Origin of the sequence: Bradyrhizobium sp. Ash2021, from assembly GCF_031202265.1 — a bacterium.
In the GTDB taxonomy this organism is placed as follows: Bacteria; Pseudomonadota; Alphaproteobacteria; order Rhizobiales; family Xanthobacteraceae; genus Bradyrhizobium.
On the sequence record NZ_CP100604.1, the window covers coordinates 5,843,616 to 5,866,508 of the forward strand.

The 22,893-nt window shown below is 62.2% G+C and carries 30 protein-coding genes, 3 tRNA genes and 1 pseudogene; 13 read left to right on the forward strand and 21 right to left on the reverse strand.

Annotated elements, in window-relative coordinates; genetic code table 11:
- The first annotated feature begins 85 nt into the window (after positions 1-85).
- The gene (locus tag NL528_RS28240) at positions 86-982 is read left to right on the forward strand and encodes a DUF2189 domain-containing protein (RefSeq protein ID WP_309177687.1); all 897 of its coding nucleotides are present in this window, start codon (positions 86-88) and stop codon (positions 980-982) included.
- A 101-nt stretch (positions 983-1,083) separates the two neighbouring features.
- Here NL528_RS28240 and NL528_RS28245 read toward each other — a convergent pair whose 3' ends face one another.
- On the reverse strand, positions 1,084-1,701 hold the full coding sequence (locus NL528_RS28245) for a TetR/AcrR family transcriptional regulator (RefSeq protein ID WP_309177688.1): 618 nt from the start codon (positions 1,699-1,701) through the stop codon (positions 1,084-1,086).
- A 119-nt stretch (positions 1,702-1,820) separates the two neighbouring features.
- Here NL528_RS28245 and NL528_RS28250 point away from each other — a divergent pair, with 119 nt between their 5' ends.
- Positions 1,821-2,264 carry a DUF2147 domain-containing protein gene (locus NL528_RS28250; protein WP_309177689.1) on the forward strand — a complete coding sequence of 148 codons (444 nt, stop codon included), beginning with the start codon at positions 1,821-1,823 and terminating at the stop codon, positions 2,262-2,264.
- A 214-nt stretch (positions 2,265-2,478) separates the two neighbouring features.
- Positions 2,479-3,609, forward strand: a pseudogene (locus NL528_RS28255) (flavin-containing monooxygenase); the annotation flags it as partial.
- On the opposite strand, the gene NL528_RS28260 reads toward NL528_RS28255, so the two are convergent.
- The 4 genes from NL528_RS28260 to NL528_RS28275 all read right to left on the reverse strand — a co-directional run bounded on the left by NL528_RS28260 (position 3,598) and on the right by NL528_RS28275 (position 5,393).
- Entirely contained in the window at positions 3,598-4,269 is a 672-nt protein-coding gene (locus NL528_RS28260; protein WP_309177690.1) for a hypothetical protein, read from the reverse strand. The pseudogene NL528_RS28255 and the gene NL528_RS28260 sit on opposite strands and share 12 nt — an antisense overlap.
- Positions 4,270-4,463: 194 nt before the next feature.
- Positions 4,464-4,537 (reverse strand) — tRNA-Gly (locus NL528_RS28265).
- 416 nt (positions 4,538-4,953) lie between these two features.
- Positions 4,954-5,175, reverse strand: coding sequence for a hypothetical protein (locus NL528_RS28270; RefSeq protein ID WP_309177691.1), 222 nt, complete (start codon positions 5,173-5,175; stop codon positions 4,954-4,956).
- 29 nt (positions 5,176-5,204) lie between these two features.
- Positions 5,205-5,393 (reverse strand): hypothetical protein, encoded by a 189-nt coding sequence (locus NL528_RS28275; RefSeq protein ID WP_143205499.1) that lies wholly within the window; start codon positions 5,391-5,393, stop codon positions 5,205-5,207.
- Positions 5,394-5,730: 337 nt separating this feature from the next.
- Between NL528_RS28275 and NL528_RS28280 the strand changes: the two genes are divergently transcribed.
- Positions 5,731-6,132, forward strand: a complete 402-nt coding sequence (locus NL528_RS28280; RefSeq protein WP_309177692.1) for a YciI family protein — start codon at positions 5,731-5,733, stop codon at positions 6,130-6,132.
- Positions 6,133-6,160: 28 nt separating this feature from the next.
- Here NL528_RS28280 and NL528_RS28285 read toward each other — a convergent pair whose 3' ends face one another.
- Complete coding sequence (locus NL528_RS28285; RefSeq protein ID WP_309177693.1) at positions 6,161-7,036, reverse strand: hypothetical protein; 876 nt, start codon at positions 7,034-7,036, stop codon at positions 6,161-6,163.
- Between the two features lie 188 nt (positions 7,037-7,224).
- Positions 7,225-7,310, reverse strand: a tRNA-Tyr gene (locus tag NL528_RS28290).
- A gap of 202 nt (positions 7,311-7,512) precedes the next feature.
- Here NL528_RS28290 and rlmB point away from each other — a divergent pair.
- Complete coding sequence (gene rlmB, locus NL528_RS28295) at positions 7,513-8,340, forward strand: 23S rRNA (guanosine(2251)-2'-O)-methyltransferase RlmB (protein ID WP_074275413.1); 828 nt, start codon at positions 7,513-7,515, stop codon at positions 8,338-8,340.
- A gap of 76 nt (positions 8,341-8,416) precedes the next feature.
- On the opposite strand, the gene NL528_RS28300 is transcribed toward rlmB, so the two are convergent.
- The 4 genes from NL528_RS28300 to NL528_RS28315 form a co-directional block, all read right to left on the reverse strand.
- Complete coding sequence (locus NL528_RS28300; protein ID WP_309177694.1) at positions 8,417-8,830, reverse strand: hypothetical protein; 414 nt, start codon at positions 8,828-8,830, stop codon at positions 8,417-8,419.
- 75 nt (positions 8,831-8,905) lie between these two features.
- Complete coding sequence (locus tag NL528_RS28305) at positions 8,906-9,379, reverse strand: hypothetical protein (protein ID WP_309177695.1); 474 nt, start codon at positions 9,377-9,379, stop codon at positions 8,906-8,908.
- Between the two features lie 173 nt (positions 9,380-9,552).
- The gene (locus tag NL528_RS28310) at positions 9,553-10,248 is read right to left on the reverse strand and encodes an urease accessory protein (protein ID WP_309177696.1); all 696 of its coding nucleotides are present in this window, start codon (positions 10,246-10,248) and stop codon (positions 9,553-9,555) included.
- Positions 10,249-10,299: 51 nt separating this feature from the next.
- A complete protein-coding gene (locus NL528_RS28315) occupies positions 10,300-11,025 on the reverse strand; it encodes a dienelactone hydrolase family protein (RefSeq protein ID WP_309177697.1) in 726 nt (241 codons plus the stop codon).
- 120 nt (positions 11,026-11,145) lie between these two features.
- Here NL528_RS28315 and NL528_RS28320 point away from each other — a divergent pair, with 120 nt between their 5' ends.
- The 5 genes from NL528_RS28320 to NL528_RS28340 all read left to right on the forward strand — a co-directional run bounded on the left by NL528_RS28320 (position 11,146) and on the right by NL528_RS28340 (position 15,450).
- Positions 11,146-11,568, forward strand: a complete 423-nt coding sequence (locus NL528_RS28320) for a hypothetical protein (RefSeq protein ID WP_309177698.1) — start codon at positions 11,146-11,148, stop codon at positions 11,566-11,568.
- A 70-nt stretch (positions 11,569-11,638) separates the two neighbouring features.
- Positions 11,639-12,828 (forward strand): IS3 family transposase gene (locus NL528_RS28325; protein WP_375143898.1). Its coding sequence is split into 2 segments (ribosomal slippage): positions 11,639-11,888 and positions 11,888-12,828, totalling 1,191 coding nucleotides; the frame shifts between segments, so codons are not numbered across the junction.
- A gap of 149 nt (positions 12,829-12,977) precedes the next feature.
- Positions 12,978-13,052, forward strand: a tRNA-Thr gene (locus NL528_RS28330).
- A 289-nt stretch (positions 13,053-13,341) separates the two neighbouring features.
- Positions 13,342-14,853 (forward strand): diguanylate cyclase, encoded by a 1,512-nt coding sequence (locus NL528_RS28335; RefSeq protein ID WP_309177700.1) that lies wholly within the window; start codon positions 13,342-13,344, stop codon positions 14,851-14,853.
- A gap of 180 nt (positions 14,854-15,033) precedes the next feature.
- Entirely contained in the window at positions 15,034-15,450 is a 417-nt protein-coding gene (locus NL528_RS28340; RefSeq protein ID WP_309177701.1) for a hypothetical protein, read from the forward strand.
- A 27-nt stretch (positions 15,451-15,477) separates the two neighbouring features.
- On the opposite strand, the gene NL528_RS28345 is transcribed toward NL528_RS28340, so the two are convergent.
- From NL528_RS28345 to NL528_RS28355, 3 genes are all read right to left on the reverse strand, one after another.
- Complete coding sequence (locus NL528_RS28345) at positions 15,478-16,326, reverse strand: alpha/beta hydrolase (protein ID WP_309177702.1); 849 nt, start codon at positions 16,324-16,326, stop codon at positions 15,478-15,480.
- Positions 16,323-16,691, reverse strand: a complete 369-nt coding sequence (locus NL528_RS28350) for a hypothetical protein (protein ID WP_309177703.1) — start codon at positions 16,689-16,691, stop codon at positions 16,323-16,325. Before NL528_RS28350 ends, NL528_RS28345 begins: the two co-directional genes overlap by 4 nt.
- 113 nt (positions 16,692-16,804) lie before the next feature.
- A complete protein-coding gene (locus NL528_RS28355) occupies positions 16,805-16,918 on the reverse strand; it encodes a glucose transporter (protein WP_309177704.1) in 114 nt (37 codons plus the stop codon).
- A 203-nt stretch (positions 16,919-17,121) separates the two neighbouring features.
- Between NL528_RS28355 and NL528_RS28360 the strand changes: the two genes are divergently transcribed.
- A complete protein-coding gene (locus NL528_RS28360; protein WP_309177705.1) occupies positions 17,122-17,376 on the forward strand; it encodes a hypothetical protein in 255 nt (84 codons plus the stop codon).
- A gap of 20 nt (positions 17,377-17,396) precedes the next feature.
- Here NL528_RS28360 and NL528_RS28365 read toward each other — a convergent pair whose 3' ends face one another.
- The 4 genes from NL528_RS28365 to NL528_RS28380 all read right to left on the reverse strand — a co-directional run bounded on the left by NL528_RS28365 (position 17,397) and on the right by NL528_RS28380 (position 19,761).
- Entirely contained in the window at positions 17,397-17,636 is a 240-nt protein-coding gene (locus NL528_RS28365; RefSeq protein ID WP_309177706.1) for a DUF6719 family protein, read from the reverse strand.
- A 196-nt stretch (positions 17,637-17,832) separates the two neighbouring features.
- Positions 17,833-18,549: a porin family protein gene (locus NL528_RS28370; protein WP_309177707.1), complete on the reverse strand. Its 717-nt coding sequence runs from the start codon at positions 18,547-18,549 to the stop codon at positions 17,833-17,835.
- Positions 18,550-18,814: 265 nt separating this feature from the next.
- Positions 18,815-19,237, reverse strand: a complete 423-nt coding sequence (locus NL528_RS28375) for a hypothetical protein (RefSeq protein ID WP_309177708.1) — start codon at positions 19,235-19,237, stop codon at positions 18,815-18,817.
- A 206-nt stretch (positions 19,238-19,443) separates the two neighbouring features.
- Positions 19,444-19,761: a His-rich protein BRANT gene (locus NL528_RS28380; RefSeq protein ID WP_309177709.1), complete on the reverse strand. Its 318-nt coding sequence runs from the start codon at positions 19,759-19,761 to the stop codon at positions 19,444-19,446.
- 285 nt (positions 19,762-20,046) lie between these two features.
- Between NL528_RS28380 and NL528_RS28385 the strand changes: the two genes are divergently transcribed.
- Positions 20,047-20,589 carry a tetratricopeptide repeat protein gene (locus NL528_RS28385; protein WP_309177710.1) on the forward strand — a complete coding sequence of 181 codons (543 nt, stop codon included), beginning with the start codon at positions 20,047-20,049 and terminating at the stop codon, positions 20,587-20,589.
- A 22-nt stretch (positions 20,590-20,611) separates the two neighbouring features.
- Entirely contained in the window at positions 20,612-21,160 is a 549-nt protein-coding gene (locus NL528_RS28390; protein ID WP_309177711.1) for a tetratricopeptide repeat protein, read from the forward strand.
- A gap of 201 nt (positions 21,161-21,361) precedes the next feature.
- Here NL528_RS28390 and NL528_RS28395 read toward each other — a convergent pair whose 3' ends face one another.
- Genes NL528_RS28395 through opgC form a run of 3 tightly spaced genes read right to left on the reverse strand, consistent with a single transcriptional unit; the run spans position 21,362 to position 22,859 of the window.
- The gene (locus tag NL528_RS28395; RefSeq protein ID WP_309177712.1) at positions 21,362-21,568 is read right to left on the reverse strand and encodes a hypothetical protein; all 207 of its coding nucleotides are present in this window, start codon (positions 21,566-21,568) and stop codon (positions 21,362-21,364) included.
- Positions 21,565-22,317, reverse strand: a complete 753-nt coding sequence (locus NL528_RS28400) for a hypothetical protein (protein ID WP_309177713.1) — start codon at positions 22,315-22,317, stop codon at positions 21,565-21,567. Before NL528_RS28400 ends, NL528_RS28395 begins: the two co-directional genes overlap by 4 nt.
- Positions 22,314-22,859 carry an OpgC domain-containing protein gene (opgC, locus tag NL528_RS28405; RefSeq protein ID WP_309177714.1) on the reverse strand — a complete coding sequence of 182 codons (546 nt, stop codon included), beginning with the start codon at positions 22,857-22,859 and terminating at the stop codon, positions 22,314-22,316. The genes NL528_RS28400 and opgC overlap by 4 nt, the downstream gene beginning before the upstream one ends.
- Between the last annotated feature and the right edge of the window lie 34 nt (positions 22,860-22,893).

Here is a 22,893-nt window from a genome sequence, read left to right on the forward strand (position 1 = left end):
GATCGCGATTTTCGCGCACGAGGCGGATGCGCGCGTTTTGAGGGCGCTCCGTTCCCCTGCGATCACAAGCAAGGAGACCGGAGCCATGACCACAGTATTCGCAAGACCCAAACTGCAGGTGTTCGGCGTCTCCACCGCCTTTGTCGTTCGCAAAATCGGCCTTTCCGACTTGAGGGACGCGCTGCGCCTGGGCTGGGAAGACTTCAAGGCCATACCAACTCACGCCGTTGTCCTGTGCGTGATTTATCCCGTTCTCGGTCTTGTTCTGTTCAGACTGGTTGTTGGTTATTCGGTGCTGCCGCTGCTGTTTCCGCTGGCCGCCGGTTTCACGCTGATCGGTCCTTTTGCCGCGCTCGGCCTCTACGAGCTCAGCCGCCGCCGCGAGCGTGGCGAGGAACCCGCTGCGTGGGATGCGATGCAGGTGCTGCGCGCACCGTCTTTCGGCGCCATGCTCGAACTCGGCATACTCCTGCTGGTTCTGTTCGGGACCTGGATCGCCGCCGCGGACGCGATCTACATTGCAACCTTCGGCCACGCTCCGGCTGCAACCATCCCTGACTTCGCAACGCGTGTATTGACCACGCCGGAGGGATGGTCGCTCATCATCGTCGGCTGCGGCGTCGGCTTCCTGTTCGCCGTCGTGGCCCTGTGCGTCAGTGTCGTGTCGTTTCCGTTGATGCTCGACCGGCATGCGACCGCAATCGACGCAATCCGGACGTCGCTGCGGGCCGTGAGGGAGAATCCATTTCCGATGGCCGTATGGGGCCTGATTGTTGCGGTGCTGCTGGCGATCGGTTCGATACCGGCCTTCGTCGGTCTCGCTGTCGTTCTTCCCGTGCTCGGTCATGCCACCTGGCATCTCTATCGGAAGCTGGTGGAACCCGACCCGAATCCCCCGGAAGAACAACCCCGCCCGCCGATAGGTCACCGCTATGCGGCAGATTTCCCGGCCTCCCTTTTCCCGTGGAGCCGCGAGCGCTAGCTGGGGCGGTGAAATGGGAAGACCGGGATCGCGCGACCGATGATTCTCGTCGGGGTGCCATGCTTCGGTCCCCTTGCTCGTGATCAGGAGAGTTCCTGATTTTACTGCGCCAGCACGCAGCAGATCTTCAGTGCGTCGCTTGCGACCGCATCCACGCTCTTCGCATAGCCGCTGCGAATCCACACTTTCGCGATCTGCAGCACCGCACCGACCACGCCGGCGCGGACCAGCTCCCCCCTCTTCAGCCTCGCGCCTGCGTTGGGCGCAAGCGTTCGCGACAACAACTCGCCGAACTCGCGAAGCAACGCCGCTCCGACCTCATCGACGGCCGGTCCTACCCGGGAGATCTCCAGCACGAACAGCCGGGCGCCCGCAGGGTCGTCCTTCAGGACCTGAAAATAGGTCCGCAGCACCGCGTGGCAACGCTCGTCAGCAACCCCGGTGTGTTCCGCCCGAATTCGGTCGAGACAATCGATCAGGCGATGCGAAACAGTCTCGAAGGCGGCAATCAGCAGCGCTTCGCTGCTTTCGAACGACTCGTAGAAGTAACGCTCGGTGAGTTCCGCTGCCTCGCACACCGCCTTCACGGTCGCGTTGCGATAGCCGACCGCGCCATAAACGCGGATCGCCGCTTCGATCAGCCGCTCCCGCCGTGCCAACCGCCGCTCCTCGGCGGAATGCCCTCCGTACTGCCGTGCCGTCGCCATGATCTTGCCCATTCCCCTACTTGACAAGCCGCATTGTCAGATGATTTAATTCCGACAATAGCGCATGTCAGAAGAAGAGAACAGACCCACACATGCACCGGATGATCGTCGGACCAAGGGAGATTGCAGGGATGCCTGCGCAGACACGAGAGCAATTCTTCGCACCGGGCGGCGGCGCAGCGACCCTGGGGAATGTGACGAAACTCAAGCGCCTCAGCTATTTCGCGGCGGTCTTCCTATCGGCTGCGAGTCCCGGTTTCGCAAACGAGCTGTCCGGCACCTGGCTGCGCGACACCGGCGAAGCGCGGGTGAGGTTTGATTCCTGTGGGGACGCCATGTGCGGAACGATCATATGGCTGAAGCCGGGTATCGCTTCAAAGGCCAAGATCGGTCAGCGCGTGTTCTATGACATGAAGCCTGCCGGCGCGAACTCCTGGATCGGAAAAGCCATCGGCCCCGATAGCGGCTCTGTCTATTCCGGCAAACTGTCCGTCCAAGGCTCCAACCTCAGCACTTCGGGCTGCATTGCCGGTGGACTGATCTGCAGGTCGATGGATTGGACGAGAGCGCCCTAGTCGGGAGCAAAGCAGACCTGAATGCGCAACGGATAACCGTCGGACCAAGGAGATATTAGGAATGCCCGAGCAGGCACGAGAGAACAGCTTCGGCGCCGAATTGTCGGCCGTGCGTACGGCGGCCAATTCAGCCGCTTCCGGCGCGCAATCGAACGTCGCGACGTTCAAGCCGAGGGCCGGCCAAACCGAGGCCGACCAAACCGACTTCGACGTCATCATCGTGGGCGCGGGCTTGTCCGGAATCGGGGTCGCCTACCACCTGCAGCGGGACTGCCCGCGCAAATCCTTCATCATTCTGGAGGCGCGCGGCGCGATCGGCGGCACCTGGGACCTGTTCCGCTATCCGGGCGTCCGCTCCGATTCCGACATGCACACGCTTGGCTATCGCTTCAGGCCATGGCGCGGCGAGAAGGCTATCGCTGACGGCCCCTCGATTCTCGATTATCTCAACGACACCGCCCGGGAATACGGCATCGACCGCAAGATCCGTTATCACCACAAGGTCAAGCACGCGTCGTGGTCGTCGACGGAGGCGCGCTGGACGCTCGAGGTCCAGGGTCCCGGCGGCAAAACGCTGACCTACACCTGCAACTTCCTGCAAACGTGCAGCGGCTATTACGACTACGACGCCGGCTACATGCCCGGATGGGCGGGCATGGAGTGCTTCAATGGCGAGATCGTGCATCCGCAGAAATGGCCGGAGGATCTCGACTACGCCGGCAAGCGTATCGTCGTGATCGGCAGCGGCGCCACCGCCGTCACGTTGGTGCCGGCGATGGCCGACAGGGCCGCGCACGTCACGATGCTGCAGCGCTCGCCGACCTATATCGTGACGCGCCCGGCAAAGGATGCGATCGCCAACTGGCTCTACGCGAAACTGCCCGAGAGCGTCGCGCATACGCTCGCGCGCTGGAAGAGCATCCTGCTGCAGATGTATTTCTACAACATCGCGCGCAAGAAGCCGGAAGCCGCGAAGAAACGCATCATCGAGCTTGCACAAGCCGAGCTCGGCCCCGGGATCGACGTTCGGCACTTTACGCCCCGCTACGATCCCTGGGATCAGCGGCTCTGCCTTGTGCCCGACGGCGATCTTTTTAGGGCGATCCGGGAAGGCAAAGCCTCTGTCGTCACCGATGAGATCGAGACCTTTAGCGAGACCGGCCTGAAGCTGCGCTCGGGAGACGAGCTTGCGGCCGACATCATCGTCACCGCGACCGGGCTCGTCATGAAGCTGTTGGGTGGGATGGAGCTTGTGGTGGACGGCAGGGTCGTCAATCCGGGCACGGCCTTGAGCTACAAGGGCATGATGTTGTCGGACGTGCCGAACTTCGCTTCAACGTTCGGCTAGAGGCGGACGTCCAGCCATAACCCATCGCGCCTGGACGCGATGAAAATGCCTCGGATCAAGCCCAAGAAGAAGATATGCCGTCTTGAGAAGCAAGAACCGCTGACCTTCACCTTGCAGAACTTGTCTAGCGATTGCCAATGCCTCCGTCAGATTCTTCGGCTCTTGCGTGATCGCAAGAATCTGGCGGGTCAATTTCGCTGCAAGTTCGCCATCCGCTTCGAGAAGCTTTTTTCTCCAACCAAATGCGAAGTCGCGTTCGATTTCTCTGAACTGGCCGCGCTGCCAACGGTCAAACGCCCTTGCTTCTGGTGCTTGGTCATAGATGACGCCGACCGTTCCGTCTGGCCTTCGGACTGGCTTCCCACCGGATCTCACTGGGACGTGGTGCATTTCAACGGTGTTGCCGGCCAACTCTTCCATACATATCGTGGTGTGAAGCACATTCGGCGTTGCGTGCATTATCGGCGTCTTCTTCGCGACGTCGCCGACTATCCGTTCGGCCGAACGCTGGCCAGGTGGCTCCTTCGATAGGTCAGCCAAAACCTCCGTATAAAATATCGGACATATAACAGAACTGTAGAGGCAGTCGAAAATTGCCGCTTCATCAATGTTGAGCATCTCGATGAATGACTTATCGAAAAGTGTAATCGCCCCCATCACACAGCCCTGCCGCGATGCTTCGCGATTTCGTCCGCTTAATCTGATGCTCTATCGAAACTTCAACGACTTGCGAAAAAAGTTGCGCCCTATGTGCGCCCGAGAAAAAAGAGCGCAAAGCTTTTTCGGACTCTTGACGGAGTCCGCGCTCGATGCAACACGTTGAATCGTAATTGATATTCGCGTTGTAGGGCTGGAGCGGGTGAAGGGAATCGAACCCTCGTATTCAGCTTGGAAGGCTGCTGCTCTACCATTGAGCTACACCCGCGCTTGAGGGATCACCTAACATGCCATGCGGGCGGCCTCAACCACCCTGCGGTCGGGCCGGCTCTTATGGCAAAACGGCCTTGTTCCGTCAGCATTATCGGCCATTCCGGACCTTAACACCGGCAGATTCGCTGCCTATACTAAGGTCTTCACAACCAACGAAAGGAGGTGATCCAGTGTCTCTTACCAAGCGCTGTCACCTCGCTGGGATCGCCCGCTAAGCTCATTTGAGGCTTGGCATCGGGGCGCTCTCAGCCCTGGACCAGCGAGTTCAAAAGTTGGGGCGCGGCGGGCCATCCTGCCGCGCCTTTTTTGTTTGATGTCATCCCGGGGCGCGCGAAGCGCGAACAACGATGTGCAATTGCACACCTGAGGTCTGATCCTTCGGACCATCCGGGAATGACGATGCACGGTTCGCTACACCATCCGCCGCTGCCTGATTCTTTCCCAGACTGAAACGGTTGCGATCAGCATGCCGATGCTCCAGGGCAGGACGGCAGCGTATTCCTTGACGCTGAGAAGCAAGGCGAGAACGCTCGTCATCAGACAGAGCATCTTCGCCATCCCGCCTTGCCCGGCCAGCGAAAGCAGAAACGGCAGGAACAGAACCAGGAGCGTGCCTGCAGTCGCGGCGGTCATGTCCGAAATCTCGTTTTTCGAATGCGCGATCAGAAGCCGCAGAGATTGACCGATCGCGGGCGCGGGCCGCGCCGGCTTTCGACGATCTGCTCGCCGCCATTGGTGGCGGAGCTACCGTAGTAGCGGTGATGACCGCTCGTATCATGCCAGTCGCCGGCCTGCGTCGAAGCGGGCGACCGGGCGGCATCGCTGATGATCGTGGCTGGCTTACGTTGCATGACCCTCTCCATGAATGCTGCGCAGTTCCCGCGTTCTGCTCATCAGTCGTGGAGTTCCCGCGGCGCGTTCAAGGGCGTGCGGATATATCGTGTTTCCGGATTGTTTCGTGGCAGCATGCAACCGGGACGCCGGCCGGATCGCCCGGCGGCCGAATCATCTTCCAATATGGCCTGTCGGGAATTGACCGCGCCAAACGTCCTTGGACCAAGCCCGCCAGGTGATCGGTTCAGAACCGATCATCCAGGCTGTTGTTCTGACGCGTTTTCTCCATGCGAACCGGTATCCACCCCGCTTCAAATGCGGGGCAGGCTTTCGGTCGAACCAAACGAGGTACCGATGCTCTATGCCATCCTGGCCTATCACGTGGAAGCCGAAGTCATGTCCTGGACACCAGAGGCGGATGCGGCGCTCATGACCGATCTGCAAGGGGTCCATGACCGGCTCAATCAGGACGGCCGGCTCGGGCCGGCGGCACGCCTGGGGACAACCGGGAAGGCCCGCACCCTGCGGGGTCCGGGCGCCGGAACGGTGATCGATGGCCCGTTTGCCGAGACAAAGGAGCAGTTGCTGGGATTTTACGTCATCGACTGCGCCGGTGAGGAGGCCGCCGTCCGGGCCGCCCGCGACCTGCGCCGCGTCAATCCGTCAGCGGTCTACGAAATCCGCCCGCTCCTCCTTTATCTTCCCGGCGTGCCCTTCCCGGTCACCGAAGCCGCCGCCGAACCTGATCCGGGCTGACCGGAGGCCTCGGCGGTTCATCCAGCCCTTAATTTGGTTTCGTCATTGGCTTTGTCAGGCGGCCGAGAAAACCGTCGATTTCCCGGGCGACGATAATCGCGGACCGCTCGTCCATGTGCGAGGCGTCCACCCATCGCAGTTCAGGCAAATGGTAATCGATCTCGGGCCATTTTTCGCGATCGGGAAACGCCTTGTGCGCCAACGACCGCGCCGTTTGCGCAAAATGCGAATCGTTCAGATTCCCCGGATAGGGCAATTCCACAAAGTAGATCCGGCATCCCCTGCTTTCGAGCTTTGCGACCAGGCCGCGCAGCGCCTCGGTGTTGGCAGCCATCTGCTGGTCGAGGCCGTGGCTGTCGTATTCGACCTCGGTCGCGTCGAGCGAGGTCTTGATGTCGTAGCTCGACGGAGGTTGTCGCGGCAGCCGCGCAACATTGTCGCTCTCGGACTTATATTTCAGCCAATGATAAATGTAGGAAATGGCGACGCGATACGGCCTGAACCAGCGAAATGGCGCGGTGTCGTTGTTGCCGAACTTTTCGACCAGCGCGGGATCGAGCGGCCGGGAAAGGATATTGGTCTCGACCACGATGATCCGCGGCAGCGCCGGATAGCTCGCGATGATCGCAAGTCCCGTGATGGGAGAACCGCCCCCGATCGCGACATTGCGCAATCGGGTCTGGAAATATCCCTCGTACACCCTGGAGATCATCGAACTGCCGACCAGCGCCACCTCGGGCGTCGGCTCGAGCGCGTATCTGCTCAGCGCCGGAAAGCGCCTGTCGTCGTAAACGCGTTGGTAGAGTAGCGAGCAGTTCAGCAGCACCGGAACGATGCAGGCCAGCAGCAGCAGCAATACAACGATCAGGGATGCCCGGAATTTTCCGGCACGGCGCGGGATCATCTGCACGCGATCATGAAGGGATATTGCTTGTGCTTGGAAGCGGGCGGTTGCCGCACCAGTCCGTCTTCGCTCTCGCTGCGCTCAAGCTACGTTTCCAGTGGCTCGCCGAGCCGTAGCTCGCCGCAGCAAAGCCCGCCTTCGCCCTGTGGGCTCCGGCGCGGCAGCCACGCTCGCACGCGAGCGTAGGCTGGTGGGGGAAGAAGGACTCGAACCTTCGAAGTCATAAGACGGCTGATTTACAGTCAGCTCCCTTTGCCACTCGGGACACTCCCCCGTTAACAGCATCGCAAACCCAACCGCTCGATTGGCGGCGGATGAGGCCATGGATGACGTTAATACCGTGAGCCGATGGCGGGCTCCCGGTCGGCCGGTTTATGGGGGAAGGGCCATGGCAAAGTCAACCAATGACGCATGCTAAATAGCCCCTACAAATGCCCAAATTGCCATAATCCGGAACCCGTGACACAAGCTCACCCATGAGCGATCGCGACCGAAAACCGCCGTTCCGCCGTGGCGGCGGCAAACCCTTCGAAAAGGGCCGAAAATCGGCCGGCCGGCCGGCCTGGCGCGACCGGGGCGGGGGTTCGGACGGGCCGGTGATTCTCTATGGCTGGCACACGGTGGTGGCAGCTCTGGCCAATCCGCAGCGCGAGATCCGCAAGCTCCTGCTGACCGAAAATGCCGCCCGCCGCCTCGCCGACGAGAATATCGATACCCGCGTGCCGCCGGAAATCGTCCGGCCCAACGCCATCGACCAGCGGCTCGGTCCGGATGCCGTGCATCAGGGGCTGTTGGCCGAAGCCGATCCCCTGCCCTCGCCCGACATCGATGAGCTGACGCAGGAAGGCATCGTGCTGGTGCTCGACCAGATCACCGATCCGCACAATGTCGGTGCGATCATGCGCTCGGCCGCGGCGTTCGCAGTCAAGGCCATCGTCACCACGGCACGGCACAGCCCGGAGGCCACCGGCGTGCTGGCGAAATCCGCGTCCGGCGCGCTGGAGCTGGTGCCGCTGGTCACGGTGCAAAATCTTGCCCGCGCGCTGAACGAATTGAACGACCGCGGATTCCTCACGGTCGGGCTCGACAGCGAAGGCAGCGACGATCTGGGCGCCGTCGCCCTGCGACAACCGCTGGCGCTGGTGCTCGGCGCCGAGGGCAAGGGCCTGCGGCAATTGACGCGCGAAACCTGCAGCGTGGTGGCGCGGCTCGACATGCCCGGCGAAATCAAGAGCCTGAATGTCTCGAACGCGGCCGTCCTGGCGCTCTATATCGGCGCCAGCCGGCTCGGCCTGATGGGCTGAACAAAAGAAACGCCCGCTCGCGTGACGCGAACGGGCGCTGAGAATTTTAGTCTACGCTATCGACCAGTCGAAGCGCTCAGTAGTAGCGGCGCAGCACGTGATGGCCGTAGTGATAGGGCGCGTAGGCGTGATGCGGCGCGTAGCCGTAGTGATAGCGCGGCGCGTGGTAATAGCCGGTGTGATGCCACCGACGATAGTGGTGATGCGGGTGGTAGTAACCGGGGATCGCGCTCTCCTGATAGGTCGGCTGCGGAGCCCAGTTGCCGGGACCGGTATAGGTCGGGCCCTGGTTGACGTAGTAATATTGGTACACGGGATCGGCGAGCCGCTCATGGGCCCAGCCGCAGGGGTTGCAGCCCGAATAGCTGTAGGCCGGCGCCGGGGAAACATAGACCTCCGGCAGCCCGCAGGGGCTCAAGCCGCACGCCATTGCGGGCGCAGCAACCATCACGGCGGCTGCCGCAACCAATCCTGAAATCATCTGACGCATTACTCTCTCCTGTAAGTGTTTTCTTGTCGGCGTGGGTTTCTTCAAAGCTTTCTTCAAATTCTTCCTGGGAAGTTACTACGGCATACCCCGATGTTTGCGGGGATGAACATTCGGTGGCGCGCCAAGGAGACCGTCGCCCTGCGGCGCGTAGATGATCGCGGGCGGATTGACCGGCACATCGGACTGCGCCGGCAATGGCGCTGATTGTGCCGACCAGGATTGATGATAGCTCTCGGCCGGCTGCGGCAGCCTGCGGCCCGGCGGCGGTTCGATCTCCAGACGGCCGTAACCCGGCAAATGGCCCGCGCTGGGATAATAGTGGCCGACATTCGGAACCGGATCGATGATGCGGCCACCGTAGACGGTCGGCTGCACTTGCCAGTTTTGGCCAAGGCCCCATTCGCCTTCGACCACCGCATAGGATGCATCGACGCCGTTAATGATGACGGGCACACCGGCGCGGCCTGGAATCACGATGTCGAAGCCGCCGCCGGCGAAAGCCGCCGACGTCGTCGCCAACAAAATTGCCAGTGTCACGCAAATGCGCATTGCTTGGAGTCCCGACCTCTCTGGCCGCAACCTAATCCAATGCGCGGACCCAAGGGTTAAAGCGTCCGACCAAACTGCCGGTAAGCCTAACGCGTAAGCATTCGCGTCTGTTCAATTGCGAGAGATTGCAATCAGTAATTGTTAACGCGGCCGGGCCGTTCGAGCGTATCCGCTTACGTAAACACCGTTTCGACGATCGTCGTGACGCCGATCGCAATGGTGACAAGGCCGACCGCGCCTTGCAGGCCTCGATTGGCAAACGTGAGCCAGCGCGCGGAGGCTGCAATCGGCACCGCGATCAGCGTCGACAGCGCGCCCATGCCGATCATCGAGCCGATCCCGAACAGCGCGACGTAGCCAAGTCCGATCGCGGGACTGGAGGCCTGCGATACCGCCAACACCAGCAGCGCGGCAGAGCCGGCCATGCCGTGCATCAACCCGACCAGCAGCGTGCGCCAGCGAAAACCATGCTCATGCGTGTGAGCGCCGCGCGCATGGGCTGCGGCTTCGCCGGCGTGGCTGTGGGCGTGGAAATGGACCGTGCCGTCGCCGTGGCCGTGCCGGTGAAAATGCACGCGGTCGCGCCAGAGCCGCCACAGCACATGCGCACCGAGACCGACCAGCATGACCCCGACGGCGGTCTCCATCGGGCGCGCCATCGCCTCGGGGATTGCCTGAGCGAGCAGGATGGCGGCGCCGGTGAAAGCAAACAGCGTCAGCGTATGGCCGAGCCCCCAGGTCAGCCCGTGCTTGACGATATCACCGACGTCGGTGCGGCGCGCGGCAATGCTGGATACGGCGGCGATATGATCGGCCTCGAGCGCATGCTGCATGCCCAGCAAAAACCCAAGCCCAAGAATTCCGAACATATGCCCCCTGCCCGCTATGAGGTCGCATCAAACACCAGGTCGCAGCACTTGTCAGGTCAACACTTCATCGAACAGGCTTTGCATCGTCGCCCATGAACGGCGGTCGGCCTGCGCATTGTAGAGCGCGCTGCGCAGCATCGATCCGTCCGCGGCGGGATTGGTGAAACCATGCAGCGTATTGCCGTAGCTGATGACCTGCCAGTCCCGCACGGCGGCTGCGCGCATCTCGTTCTCGAAATCGGCGACCTGATCGGGCGGCGCCAGGGGGTCGTCCGCGCCGGTTAAGACCAGCACGCTCGCCCTCACCTTACCCGATACCGCCGGCATTTTCGTTGCCAGCACGCCATGGAAACTGACGACGGCCCTGAGATCGGCGCCCGCGCGCGCGAGTTCGAGTACCACCGAACCGCCGAAGCAAAATCCGATGGCCCCCAGCCTTCGCGCGTCGACTTGCGGCAACGCCGCCAGCGTTTCCAGCGCCGCACGGCCGCGGGCGCGGAGTTTTTCCGGCTCGGCGCGGAGGCCGCCGACCAGGGTGGTGACTTCCTGCAGGTTCCGCGCCTGCCGCCGCTCGCCGAACATGTCGGCGGCGAGCGCGACATAGCCGAGGCCAGCGAGCCGGCGCGCGCGTTCCATGGCGAAATCGCCCAATCCCAGCCCCTCGTGAAACACCAGGATGCCCGGTTGCGGCTCAGCGCTATCATTCCAGGCGAGATAGCCGCGCAAATTGGCTTGTTCGCAGCGGTAATCGACGTCGCGCGTCTGCATGAAATCCATTGGTCCTTGAAATCGACGGTAACCGGAACTTCACACCGGTTTGAAGCGTACACAACCCGAAATCGGAACATCGGCCGGCGCCATCCGTTCTTCTCACCCTTCCCACTCCGGAGAAACCGCATGACGAAATTTCGAATTCTCGGCGCCGCCGCGATCCTCACCTCCGCCCTGGCAAGCCCTGCCATGGCGCAGGAGGTGGTCACCAGCCCCGGCAAATGCGCGCAGTACTATCCGAACGCCAATTGCCAGAATTACGGACCGGGCAATCCCTACCGAGGCGCCTATCAGCGGCGTGTCTACCGGCACAACGGCACCTGGAACGACAGCTACAATCGCTGGAATGGCGACCGCTGGAGCGAACGAGATACCGGCTTCTGGCCGGACGATGTCGCAGCCGGCGTCGTCGGCGGGGCGGTCGGCACCGCGGCAGCCATCGCCACCGCACCGCTCGCCAGCGACGCCTATGCCCGGCAGAACGGTTTTGTCTGCACCCCCGGTACCTACTTCCGCGGCGAAGACGGCCGCCGGCACCTCTGCCAGTAGGACTTTTGACCTTGCCCCTCGGGCTTAATCCAGTTTGAAGTTCGCTCTGGCCCAAGACGAGGACCAGAGCATGAAGCGCAATCGATTTACAGAAGAACAGATCATCGGGATTTTGAAGGAGCACGAGGCCGGGGTCCCGGTCGCCGATCTCTGCCGCAAGCATGGCGTCAGCGACGCCAGCATCTACAAATGGAAGGCCAAATTCGGAGGGCTGGACGTCTCTGAGGCCAAGCGGCTGCGGTCGCTGGAGGACGAGAACGCGAAGCTGAAGCGGCTTCTGGCTGACGCCATGCTGGATAATGTGGCGCTGAAGGATCTCCTGGGAAAGAAATGGTGACGCCCGCGGGGAAGCGGAAAGCTGTCGCTCATCTGGTGGAAGCCCACGGGATGAGCGAACGGCGGGCGTGTAAAGCCATCGGCTGCTGCCGCATGACCATGAGATATCAGACGACCCGGGCGGATGATGCCGGCATTCGTCAGCGCATGAAGGCGATCGCCCAGGAACGCCGCCGTTTCGGCTACCGACGCCTGCATGTTCTGCTCAAGCGGGAGGGCTACGTGATCAACCACAAGAGGCTGTTCCGGCTCTATCGTGAGGAGAAGCTGGCGGTGCGCCGCCGTGGCGGCCGCAAGCGGGCCATCGGAACCAGGGCGCCGATGCTGGTTCCGATGGCGCCCAACGAACGCTGGTCGCTCGACTTCGTGTCGGATCAACTCACCGACTGCCGCCGCTTCCGCATCCTGACCATCGTCGATGACTGCACCCGAGAAAGCCTGGCGCTGGTGGCCGACACCTCGCTCTCCGGGGTCCGCGTGGCGCGGGAACTGGATCGGCTGATGATCGAGCGCGGCAAGCCGAAGATGATCGTCAGCGACAATGGCAGCGAGCTTACCAGTAACGCCATCCTCACATGGGCGGACCAAGCCCGCGTCGAATGGCATTACATCGCGCCGGGCAAACCCATGCAGAACGCCTTCATCGAGAGCTTTAACGGCCGGCTACGGGATGAATTGTTAAACGAAACGCTGTTCTCTTCGCTGGCGCAGGCTCGCGTTGCCCTTGGATGCTGGCGCGCCGACTACAACGGCTCACGCCCCCATTCTCAGCTCGGATGGAAGACACCTTCCGAGTACGCCTTCACCTGCAATCCGCGCCGGGATCTGGCGCTGCGCTATGCCGATGGCTCCGCGCCAGCTCCCGTCGCTACCACCGTCCAACCGGGCAACCCAAACGCCACGAGCGAACTCGGGATTGGATAAAACTTGGGGGCAAGGTCACTTTCGCGCTTTGAGGCGAAAAAGGCGGCCGAGGGCCGCTTTTTTTGTGCGCGGGCATGGTGGAAGCGGGCTTCGAGGTTCTGGCTCTTTGCGGGCAAGTCTGATATTCGGGCCGCCGATCCCCTCAATTCGCCGGTTTAGCTCAGCGGTAGAGCAGCGGTTTTGTAAACCGAAGGTCGGGAGTTCAATCCTCTCAACCGGCACCAACCATTGCCCTCATCGGTACCTCGATGGATCCGGACCGGGCGCAGGGCTTCGACTTATCAGACAGCTATCCGATGACCGCGGACACTGTCGGGCGCATTGTTCGATTTTTCGAGGCCCGGCTTAACATCACCTAGCTCTGGCGCAGACCCATCCCACGCCGCGCGCGATGGTTACCAGGCGGATAACAATCGATCGCGCATTGTCCGCAAACTGCGGCGGCTTCTTCAAGACGGCATCTATAGGACCGGAGGAAAGCGCGGGGGCGCCGCGGGATTTTCGAGACTGCGCATGAGCTGGGGCATTCCAAAACCAAAATCCGCGCCGACAAAACGGCTTCTGGCGCTCGGCCTTGCGGTGACGCTGGGCTTTTCCGCCATCTGCGGCGGCGTGCTCTGGACCATGGGCGAACGGGATTTCGAGCATAACCGGACGGCAGCGGCCAATCTGGTTGCGAGCATCGCCAGCGAGATCGATCGAAACATCGAGCTATACGATCTTTCGCTGCGGGCGGTAGTCGATGGAATCAAGCTGCCGGAGATCAACAAGATCGCGCCGGAATTGCGCCAGGTCGTTCTGTTCGATCGCGCCGCCACCGCAAAGGATATGGGCTCCATCCTGGTATTGGATGCCGGCGGCACGGTTACGCTGGACTCCCGTTCGCTGGTGCCGGCCAAAAAGAATTTTGCGGGCAGCGATTTCTTTCAGGTTCACGCGCATCGCACTGATTCCGGATTGTTCATCAGCCGGCCCTGGGTTGCAGATGACGGGCAATATCTGATCAGCTTCTCCAGGCGCATCTCCAACGCGGACGGATCGTTTGGCGGGGTCGTCGCGGGCAGCATGCGCCTCAGCTACTTTCACAGCCTGTTCAAGAAGCTCCGCCTCGGTGAAAACGATTCGATGAACCTTCTGAGCGCGGACGGCACCATCTTGATGCGGGCGCCGTTCGACATCGACACCATCGGTCAGAGCTTACGAAAATCCACCGTTTTCAAGCAGTTTCCCACTTCGCCGGCCGGCTCCTACAAGACCGTTTCCATTCTCGACCACGTCGAGCGGCTGTTTGTCTTTCAGCAGGTCGGCAGCCATCCATTGTTGATCATCGAGGGCGTCTCGCTTGAAACCATCTATGCGGATTGGTGGCAGGAGGTGTCGCTGATCGGGTCGCTGATGGCCGCGTTGTGCGCGATCGTGATCGCGCTGACCCTGGTTCTGGTCGCGGCCCTGAAACGGCGCTCCGCGGCGGAAAGCCAGCTCGCCCTGCTCGCCAGCACCGACAGCTTGACCGGGCTCAGCAATCGCCGGCGGTTCGACGACGTGTTTGCCCGCGAGTGGCTCCGCGCGCAACGCGCGAGAACCGCGATCGCGCTGCTGATGATCGATGCAGATAATTTCAAGGCTTATAACGACGCTCATGGCCATCAGGCGGGCGACACCGCACTTGGCTCGATCGCCGCCTGCATCGCGGGCAGCGCCAGGCGCGCGTCGGATCTCTGCGCGCGCTATGGCGGCGAGGAATTCGCGGTCCTGTTGCCCGGTGAAACCGTCGAGGGCGCTTTCCGGATTGCCGAGGAGATTCGGGCAAGCGTGTTGTCGTTGCGTGCGCAACAGCAAGGACGTCTCGATGTGTCTCCGACCGTCAGCGTGGGCGTGGCTGCGATGACCCCGCAGGCCGGCCTGGCGCCACACGACCTGATACGATCGGCCGATCTGGCCCTCTATGAAGCCAAGCACGCCGGACGCGACCGCAGTATCGCGGCGCCGCCCATCCTGCCGTTGCGAAATAAATGGGCGGCATGACTGGATCGGGCATCATCCGAAGACGGTAGTCGGCAGGACAAAACCGCTTCGGAGGCGCGCGGTGTCACCCTTTTGTCACCTCGCGCGCAAAAATTGATGCCAAAGCCGCGCAACGTCACGGCATACGCTTGATTCCCCAAGGGCGCTTTGCTGAAATGCTGGTTGGGTTTGAGGTGCGTCATGAAATGGATGCGTGAACGCGATCTCCTGATCGCCCAGACGATGGCATTCGTGCAATCGGTGACCGGCAAGACGCCGGCTACCGACAAGCCTGTTGCGACACGCGGCGCTTTCGGGCCGGTCGACGTCCGCATGCCCTCTGACGCGCCAGCGCCCAGTTTTGCGGCCGCGCCGACCTCTGATTTCAAGCCGAGCCTTGCCGAGATAGCGCCCGTTGCCGAGCTGCCAAGGCCGGTCCCGATGGCGCGACTGGAGCTGCGGGACGACTTCCAGTCCGAGATACGGACGCGGGTCGCCAACTTCCGCGCCCATCAGGAGAAGTTCAACCGCGAGCGCGAGGCCTATTGCAGCGCCACCATGGCCAAGGTCCGCGCCGCCCTCGGCGAGCATTCCGAGACCCCGCGGCTCGGCAAGTAACGCCGGCTGCGGCACTGCTGCGCAACATCAGTTTCGGCCGATCTTCTCCAGCACCGGCAGCAGATGTTTTAGAAACATTTCCGGATTTTCGCTCATCGGGAAGTGGCCGAGGCCCTTCATGATGGTGACCTCGCTGCCGGCGATGCTGCGCGCAACCGCAAGCGTTTCTTCCGGCGTGCAGGAATAATCGTATTCGCCCGACAGCAGAAACAGCGGGCAGCGTTTGGTGTCGATCTCCGCGACCCGGCCGCGGATGTCGCCGTCGATCTTGTAGAAATAGAGATCGCCTTTGAAAACGCCGGGCCCGCTTTGCATGTAATGCCACAACGTCTCCCAGCGCTCCTTGTCGGGCGCATCGGGGCCAACCAGCCCCGAGACGATGGCGGCGGCGACTTCGCCGCCGTGTACGTCCGGCCGGTGCAGGAAATTCAGGTCGTAATACGGATCGACATGCGCGCCGGCCTGCAGGCCGATGATGGCGCGAAAGCGTTCGGGATGTTCGAGCGCCAGATGCAGCGCGATGCGGCCGCCGATCGAGCAGCCGATCACGATCGGCTTGTCGAGATCGAGCGCGGCCGCGATCTCGAGGATCATGGTCGTGTATTGCGCCGAGGTGAGCTGATACTCCTCGTCGTGCCAGCCGGCGGGCGGCGACGATTTGCCATGCCAGGGCATGTCGAAGGCGATGACGCGATGGTTGCGCGTGATGCGCGCATCGTTCATCAGCGCGCGATATTGCCGCCCGTCGCTGCCGGCGGTGTGCAGGCACAATAGCGGCGTGCCCTCGCCGGCCTGCTCGACATAGATGCGGTGCGGCCGGCCGAACAAGTCCAGATGCATGTAGCGGCCGGTGATCGGCTCGAATGTCGCGCTCATGCCGCGGCTCCTTCGCTGCGCAGCTTGGCGAGCGCCTCCTTGAAGTAGCGCAGATTGGCCATGAAGATCTGGAGATTGCCTTCGGCCTTGAGCACGCGCCGCTTGATCAGCGCCATCAGATCATTCGAGCCTAGCGGCGGCCTCCGGCTCCAGAATTTCGCCCATTCCTCTTCGGGTGCCCTGAGCGTGAAGGCCGACGACGGCATCACGAACGGTCCCCGCGTTACCGACACCACGCGGCCCTCGAAGATCGAGATCAGCCACGCGGTCGGGCCGACTTCCAGAAGGAATGTGGTCGTCAGATACCGTCCACGCCGGACCAGCCCTTCGTCGCCGTTGACCCGCTGCTGCAGCACCTCGATCATCCCGTCCCCGCCCCTTTGGTTTCAGCCGGCCGCAATTCGCAGATCGCGTCCGTTACGTCCCATGATGGGTGTGGATAGGCGGTGGGGTCAATCACACGGGCCCCGGGCCGGCCCTAGAGCCAGGCGCATACCAGCGCGACGTTAGCCGCGCAGGCCGCCAGCAGCGCGACGGTCAGCGTGAGCTGGACACGCTCGCAGGAGGTCTGGAGGATCGGGATCGTTCTCATGGCCGGAAACATCCGGCGATTCTAGGCCAGGAGTCTCGGGGATTCTTTTTCGCTGGATTCAGGACTCGTTAAGGACTCAGGGACTCCGGGAAAAGGGCCGAAACGGACTAAATCTCCCCATTCCCCGCGAAGGGCTACCAATGCGGCCCCGGGGCGAAACCTCCACGCATCGGCGGCGTTGACGATTTTTAGCGGAGCAAACCATGCCCTACGCGCTGTTCTGTCACGACGCCAAGCTGAGCAAGGCGTATCCGACCGAGGCGGATGTTTGGAAGCAGGCCAGGAAGTGCGGCCTCGTGGTCGACGTGGCCACCGACGAGGAAAAGCCGTCACCCCGGCCGGTGCTGGACAACGACTATGAGATCAGGTCGTGCCGGCCTGACCCGCATGAGGATCCCGCCAGGAACAAGGCCGACGCCGAGCGCGAGGCGCAACTGGAGCCGCAGTGGGGTTTGTGAGACTTTTTGGATCGCCAATCTTACGGCGTTGCCGTCGCCAGCGAGGCCTGTTCCGACGCCAGCGAAACGCAGGCCTTGCGCCGGTGCAGTCCCCTGATCGCGCCGGTCACCTTGAGCACCTTCCCCACCGGACAGGAGGCGTCCTGAACGAAGGCGATCTCATAGGGGGCAAGGATAAGGGGCTCGGATTTCAGCACGGTCTGGGCAAAGCACGGCAAAGACACCGCGGAAAAGATCAGTCCTAACGCAAATGCACGCATGTTCGTTGTCCACCAGCCGGCGCGACCATAATAGCTGATCATGACAATAGTTGCGTGCACTGCAGAAATTATTTTTGGCATGCCTGGGAAGCGAAAGCCGCAAGGCTTTGCTCAACGCCCAAGGCTTTGCCCGACACCATCGACGCAAAAAAGGCCGGCTTGAGCCGGCCTTTTCTGGTCTCGATTCCAACCGGTATCAATATTTGGCGGCAACCGGGCCACCCCAGCCGAACCGGTAGTTCACACCGACCTTGACGGTGTGCTCGTCGTTCCGGGAGCTGACGCCGACAATATCGGCCGGCCCTGAGGTGAAGGTGGTCTTGCCGAAATTGTAATACTGGTACTCGGCCTTGGCCGACCAGTTCGGCGCGAACATGTATTCGAGGCCGGCGCCGACGGTATAGCCGTCCTTGTGGTTGCCATCGGTGGTGAAGGCCGCAGGCGTGCCGGCAACCGATGCCCCGATATTGCTGTTGTCGCGCCAGGCGTAACCACCCTTGGCGTAGACCAGCGCCGGACCCCAGGTGTAGCCGAGCCGGCCGGTCACCGAACCGAGCTGGTCGTTCTTCGAGGTCACCAGCGTACCGCCGGGGAAGAGCACCCCGTTATTGTTGCTGCCGGTCAGCCAGCTATATTGCGCTTCGGCGCCCACCACCCAGTTCGGCGCGAACTGATAGTCGAAGCCGCCCTGCACGCCGCCGAGGAAGCGCGCGTCGCTGCTCTGGAAGGTATTGTCGCCGGCGAAGGCGCCACCGACATGGCCGCCGATGTAGAAGCCGGTCCAGTTATAGATCACGGCGGGCGCCGTATAAGGCGGCGGCGCCTTCGAATAGGTGCGTGCCGGCATGTCAGCCGCAAAAGCCGGTCCCGCGAATGCGGCCAGCGCGACGGCGCCGAGCAAAATCTTCTTCATGTCTATTCCCCATTACCAACGTTGCGCTATCAATCCAAACAACGTGACCTCAATTAGGTTGCTTTGGGGCAATGCCGGAGCCGTGATCGTTCCCAGCTGTGACGGCGCGGCAACAAAGCGTGTTTGTTCCCTGACACAGAAGGTTTTTTTGCCCGTTAAGCAGACGGTTTGCGGCCGAGCGTGTGTCAAAGATGGCGAAGGTGAGGTTCAAAGCTCGCCGAAAAGTGATCGGAGCCGGTTAAGGATTCGAACACCAGGGCGGCCCCTACCGCGTCATCTGTTCCAATGCCGGGAATGGCGCGTAGACCGCGCCGGCGCAGGGCTCGCTAGCGTTCTCGATGATGCGGTCGAGCCGGCCGTCGACATAGAGCACGGCGCGCTCGCGCGGTTCATGGTAGCTGCCGTCGGATTCGCGCGGGGTGAAGCGCAGGCAACTGACATAGCGTAGCCGACCGCCGACGACGCGCTGAACCGGATCGGCCATCGCAGCCTCATGCACGCCGACGGGGTTGTTGAGGTAGGTCTTCATGAACGACACGATCTCAAGCTTATAGTTGTTCGGATAAGGCTGGTTGGCGACGCCGCGGTCGTCGGTATAGGTGATGCTTCTGCTGCTCTCGCTGTCCGCGCAGGCCGCAAGCGCGATCGGCAGCAACAGAATCGCCGCAATTTTTGTTGATGTCCCCAAGCGCAATTCTTCCACCTGCCCCCGGGATTGTCTTAAACCGCCCCGAGCCGAATTGGAATTCGCTTCTGGGTTATTGGCGGGAGGTTCGAGCGGGGCAAAAGCCGTACCGGCCCGCCGTCACTGGGGAAGCAGTGACGGACGGGCCGGGCCTGATATCCGCTGGCGCGGCGGGGCAACGTGGATCGAACCACGCCAGCGGAACAGTGTCAGCCGCGCTTGGCGGGGGACGTAACGTGCTTGGTCACAACCTTCGGCGACGCGTGGGTCTTGTACGCAGCCATGTGCTTGTGGTGGCGATGATGGGCATAGTGCTTGTGATGATGGCGGCCCATCCTGGCATTCGCGTTCAGCAGCTTCGATTTCGACTGGTCGGCCTTGATGACCGGCGCGGTCGTGGTCTTGGCGACCGGCGCTTGGGTCGTTTTCGTGACCGGCGCAGGAGTTGTCTTGTCTGCCGTAGCGGCAAGCGCGGGAGCCGCGATAACGGAAACGGCGAGCAGCGCTGCGGAAATGGTCTTGAACATGGTTGTCTCCTCTTTGCAGGGGATCGCGAGGGTGGCCGGTCGGGTGGCCGGGCTCGCTGATCATGCAGACGACCTTAGTGAGCGCGCGCTGAACCCACCCTGAAGCGCGTTGACGGACTTCGTTCATCTCGATGACAAGTTCGTCATGTTCCACAGGCAGCACCTGCCCCCGCGCAAAATACCTGAATTGCGGCTAGCGGCCGGGAATGTTCCGGACCGCCGGGTGTTCAAGGAAGCAGGCTTCGGTGTAGGATCGCCGACGGTCGCAGAAACCAGGAGAGATGAATGCGCAAGCTTGCGGTCAGGCTTTTGACGTTGGCGATGTTCACGGTGGCGCTGGTCGCCGTGCCCCTGCTCTCGGCCTACGCCGCAGGTAGCGACAATCCGGCGCCGCCGGCCTCCGACACCAAGAAAGAGAAGAAGAAGGGCGACAAGAGTTCTGGCATCGACGACCCCAAATTCCTGGCCGGTTATCGCACAGCCTACACCACGATCTATGATCGCAACGATTATGCCGCCGCGATCAAGCAGTTGAAGGCGCTGGGACATGACGACCGCGCCGACGTCGCCAATCTGATCGGCTACTCCTATCGCAAGCTCGGCGACTACAAGGTCTCGCAGATCTGGTACGAGCGCGCGCTCAAGGCCGACCCGAACCACGTCAAGACGTGGCAGTATTACGGCCTGTGGCAGCTCGAACGGGGCAACCGCGACCAGGCGCAATATCATCTGAACCGGCTCGCAGCACTCGCCGGCACCGGCAGCGAGGAATATCGTTCGCTCGCAGCCGCGCTCGAAAAGCCGCCGGGTACCGGTCTGGTTTACTGAACGACGTCAACAGGAGAGACGCATGAAAAAGTTCGCGATCAGGCTTTTGACGCTTGCCATCTTGTCGCTGACGCTGGCGGCAGCCCCCGTGGTCACCGCGGTCTATGCCGCGCCCGACAACGATCCGCCGCCGACGCCGCCCCCAACCAAGGGCAAGAAAGCGAAGAGATCCGAAATTCGCCCGGGCATCGAAGAGACCGCGTTCGCGAAGGGCTATCGCACCGCCTACGCCACGATCTACGATCGCAACGACTACGCCACCGCAATCGAGCAGTTGAAGGCGCTCGGGCATGACGACAGCGCCGCCGTTGCCAATCTGATCGGCTACTCCTATCGCAAGCTCGGCGACTACAAGGTCTCGCAGATCTGGTACGAGCGCGCGCTCAAGGCCGATCCGAACCACGTCAAGACCTGGCAGTATTACGGGCTTTGGCAGGTCGAGCAGGGCAACCGCGATCAGGCGCAATATCACTTAAGCCGGATCGCAGCGCTCGCCGGCACCAGCAGCGAGGAGTATCGCTCGCTCGCCGCCGCGCTGGAGAAGCCGCCGGGCACCGGGCTGGTTTACTGATTGCACCCCAGGCGTCATTGCGGGCCAACGGGTCGCGCGAATGCGCGCCCGATGACAGGCTCCGCGAAGCAATCCAGAGCTGCGAAGGCAGACTGGATTGCTTCGTCGCTTACGCTCCGCGCAATGACGTTGATGATACGCGCGCAGCCCTGCACCGCGCCTCGGCTGCGGTTTCTGATACAATCGCCACGCGCGATGATGTCAACGCCGCGCGGCTCTAGCCACGCTCGCAAGCAGCGCAGCGAGACAGCCAAACAACAGGATGGCGCCCGCCGCCAACGGAGCGTCCGGGATCAGCGTCGCCACCATGCCGGCGAGGACGACGACGGCTATGATCACGAGCGCCAGCGCGCCGTCATCGACGAACAGTCCGGCCAGTTCGCGCAACGCGTTGGTCAGGACCGTCATGACAGAGCCTCCGCCTTGGGGCGGCGCGCCAGTGCAACGGCCGCGACGCTGACAGCCAAAAATATCGCCGCGAATATGACGATCGCGAAATCCGCGCCCGGCCAGGCCACGCCGAGACCTTCGCCGGTCCAGAACACGCCAAACGCCGAAAGCATGATGCCGACCGCGAATTTGAGCGTGTTTTCCGGAACCCGCGCCAACGGCCGATGCACGATCAAGCCGACGGCTGCAACCGCCAGACATGCGGCCACGGCGCCGACGCTTGCGGGAACGAGCATTCCTCGACCAGCGCCGAGCGCAATCACGATAAAAACGACTTCAAGCCCTTCGAGAAGGACCGCCTTGAAGGTCGTGAGTCCCCCGATCCAATCAAGCCGCACCTCGTTGCGGCGCGCCTGCTCGCGCAGTTCCGCCGTTTCGGTCGCGAACGCCGCCGCTTCATCATGCAGCGGGATGACGCCGGCCGCGCGCAAAATCGCCTTACGCAGCCACCGCATGCCGAACAGCAGAAGCAGAATGCCAATGGCGAGCTGCAACAGGTGCAGTGGCACCTGATCGAGCAACGGCCCGAGCGCCACGACGATGAGCGCCAGCAACAGCAGGCCAGCGAGGGCGCCAAGTCCGGCCGGCCGCCAGCCGCGAACGATGGCGACCGCCAACACGATCGTCAGAGCCTCGACCGCCTCGACCAGCGAGGCCAGGAACGCGGCCGTCACCGCCGGCCAAACGAGCGCCAAATTACTTGTCACGCGATGCCTCCGAGTCGCGCATGCGAAGGAAGCATACGATTCCGCCGTTTGGGCCACGTCCAGCAATATGCGATCGCAGTCATGAGCAATATTCCTGTCGCACCGACGAGAATCTGAACCCAGAGGGAGTTCAAGCTTAGTTCGATCGCGGCATGAGCGCAAAACGACAGCACGATGCCGGTGCAAAAGACCTGAAGCGAGTTCCGGCCGCATTTGATCAGCGGCGCCAGCGAGCGCCATTGCAGAATGGGCGAATCCACCGGCAGGAAGCGCGTGACGACGACAGCGAGAGCAATGAAGTGAACGATACGGTGGGGCGCGAGATAGGTCTTATCGTTGGGATGGAATGGCTGCAGGATCCAATGCGGAACAAGACCACCGAGATCCGGTGTGCGAATTGCCATCGTCACGACGAAAGAGAAGACAAGGGTGGCGATGGCCAGCCAGAACACGGCGGCGTCGCTGAATCCATAATGCTTGATTGTGGTCCAGCTCAGCACCTCGTGCGGGATGTGATCCAGAAAGATCGCCCAATTCGCCAAGCCGCGAAACAGGTCAAGCCTGACGTCTCGTGCT

Coding starts and splice junctions, on each gene's coding strand:
- NL528_RS28320 (WP_309177698.1), top strand. CDS start 11,146: ATGACGAAATTTCGAATTCTCGGCGCCGCCGCGATCCTCACCTCCGCC.
- NL528_RS28345 (WP_309177702.1), bottom strand. CDS start 16,326: ATGAGCGCGACATTCGAGCCGATCACCGGCCGCTACATGCATCTGGAC.
- NL528_RS28245 (WP_309177688.1), bottom strand. CDS start 1,701: ATGGGCAAGATCATGGCGACGGCACGGCAGTACGGAGGGCATTCCGCC.
- NL528_RS28355 (WP_309177704.1), bottom strand. CDS start 16,918: ATGAGAACGATCCCGATCCTCCAGACCTCCTGCGAGCGTGTCCAGCTC.
- NL528_RS28340 (WP_309177701.1), top strand. CDS start 15,034: ATGAAATGGATGCGTGAACGCGATCTCCTGATCGCCCAGACGATGGCA.
- NL528_RS28370 (WP_309177707.1), bottom strand. CDS start 18,549: ATGAAGAAGATTTTGCTCGGCGCCGTCGCGCTGGCCGCATTCGCGGGA.
- NL528_RS28240 (WP_309177687.1), top strand. CDS start 86: ATGACCACAGTATTCGCAAGACCCAAACTGCAGGTGTTCGGCGTCTCC.
- NL528_RS28280 (WP_309177692.1), top strand. CDS start 5,731: ATGCTCTATGCCATCCTGGCCTATCACGTGGAAGCCGAAGTCATGTCC.
- NL528_RS28385 (WP_309177710.1), top strand. CDS start 20,047: ATGCGCAAGCTTGCGGTCAGGCTTTTGACGTTGGCGATGTTCACGGTG.
- NL528_RS28310 (WP_309177696.1), bottom strand. CDS start 10,248: ATGTTCGGAATTCTTGGGCTTGGGTTTTTGCTGGGCATGCAGCATGCG.
- NL528_RS28305 (WP_309177695.1), bottom strand. CDS start 9,379: ATGCGCATTTGCGTGACACTGGCAATTTTGTTGGCGACGACGTCGGCG.
- NL528_RS28285 (WP_309177693.1), bottom strand. CDS start 7,036: ATGATCCCGCGCCGTGCCGGAAAATTCCGGGCATCCCTGATCGTTGTA.
- NL528_RS28360 (WP_309177705.1), top strand. CDS start 17,122: ATGCCCTACGCGCTGTTCTGTCACGACGCCAAGCTGAGCAAGGCGTAT.
- NL528_RS28275 (WP_143205499.1), bottom strand. CDS start 5,393: ATGCAACGTAAGCCAGCCACGATCATCAGCGATGCCGCCCGGTCGCCC.
- NL528_RS28350 (WP_309177703.1), bottom strand. CDS start 16,691: ATGATCGAGGTGCTGCAGCAGCGGGTCAACGGCGACGAAGGGCTGGTC.
- NL528_RS28260 (WP_309177690.1), bottom strand. CDS start 4,269: ATGGGGGCGATTACACTTTTCGATAAGTCATTCATCGAGATGCTCAAC.
- NL528_RS28380 (WP_309177709.1), bottom strand. CDS start 19,761: ATGTTCAAGACCATTTCCGCAGCGCTGCTCGCCGTTTCCGTTATCGCG.
- NL528_RS28395 (WP_309177712.1), bottom strand. CDS start 21,568: ATGACGGTCCTGACCAACGCGTTGCGCGAACTGGCCGGACTGTTCGTC.
- NL528_RS28270 (WP_309177691.1), bottom strand. CDS start 5,175: ATGACCGCCGCGACTGCAGGCACGCTCCTGGTTCTGTTCCTGCCGTTT.
- NL528_RS28300 (WP_309177694.1), bottom strand. CDS start 8,830: ATGCGTCAGATGATTTCAGGATTGGTTGCGGCAGCCGCCGTGATGGTT.
- NL528_RS28390 (WP_309177711.1), top strand. CDS start 20,612: ATGAAAAAGTTCGCGATCAGGCTTTTGACGCTTGCCATCTTGTCGCTG.
- NL528_RS28335 (WP_309177700.1), top strand. CDS start 13,342: ATGAGCTGGGGCATTCCAAAACCAAAATCCGCGCCGACAAAACGGCTT.
- NL528_RS28365 (WP_309177706.1), bottom strand. CDS start 17,636: ATGCGTGCATTTGCGTTAGGACTGATCTTTTCCGCGGTGTCTTTGCCG.
- rlmB (WP_074275413.1), top strand. CDS start 7,513: ATGAGCGATCGCGACCGAAAACCGCCGTTCCGCCGTGGCGGCGGCAAA.
- NL528_RS28250 (WP_309177689.1), top strand. CDS start 1,821: ATGCCTGCGCAGACACGAGAGCAATTCTTCGCACCGGGCGGCGGCGCA.
- NL528_RS28315 (WP_309177697.1), bottom strand. CDS start 11,025: ATGGATTTCATGCAGACGCGCGACGTCGATTACCGCTGCGAACAAGCC.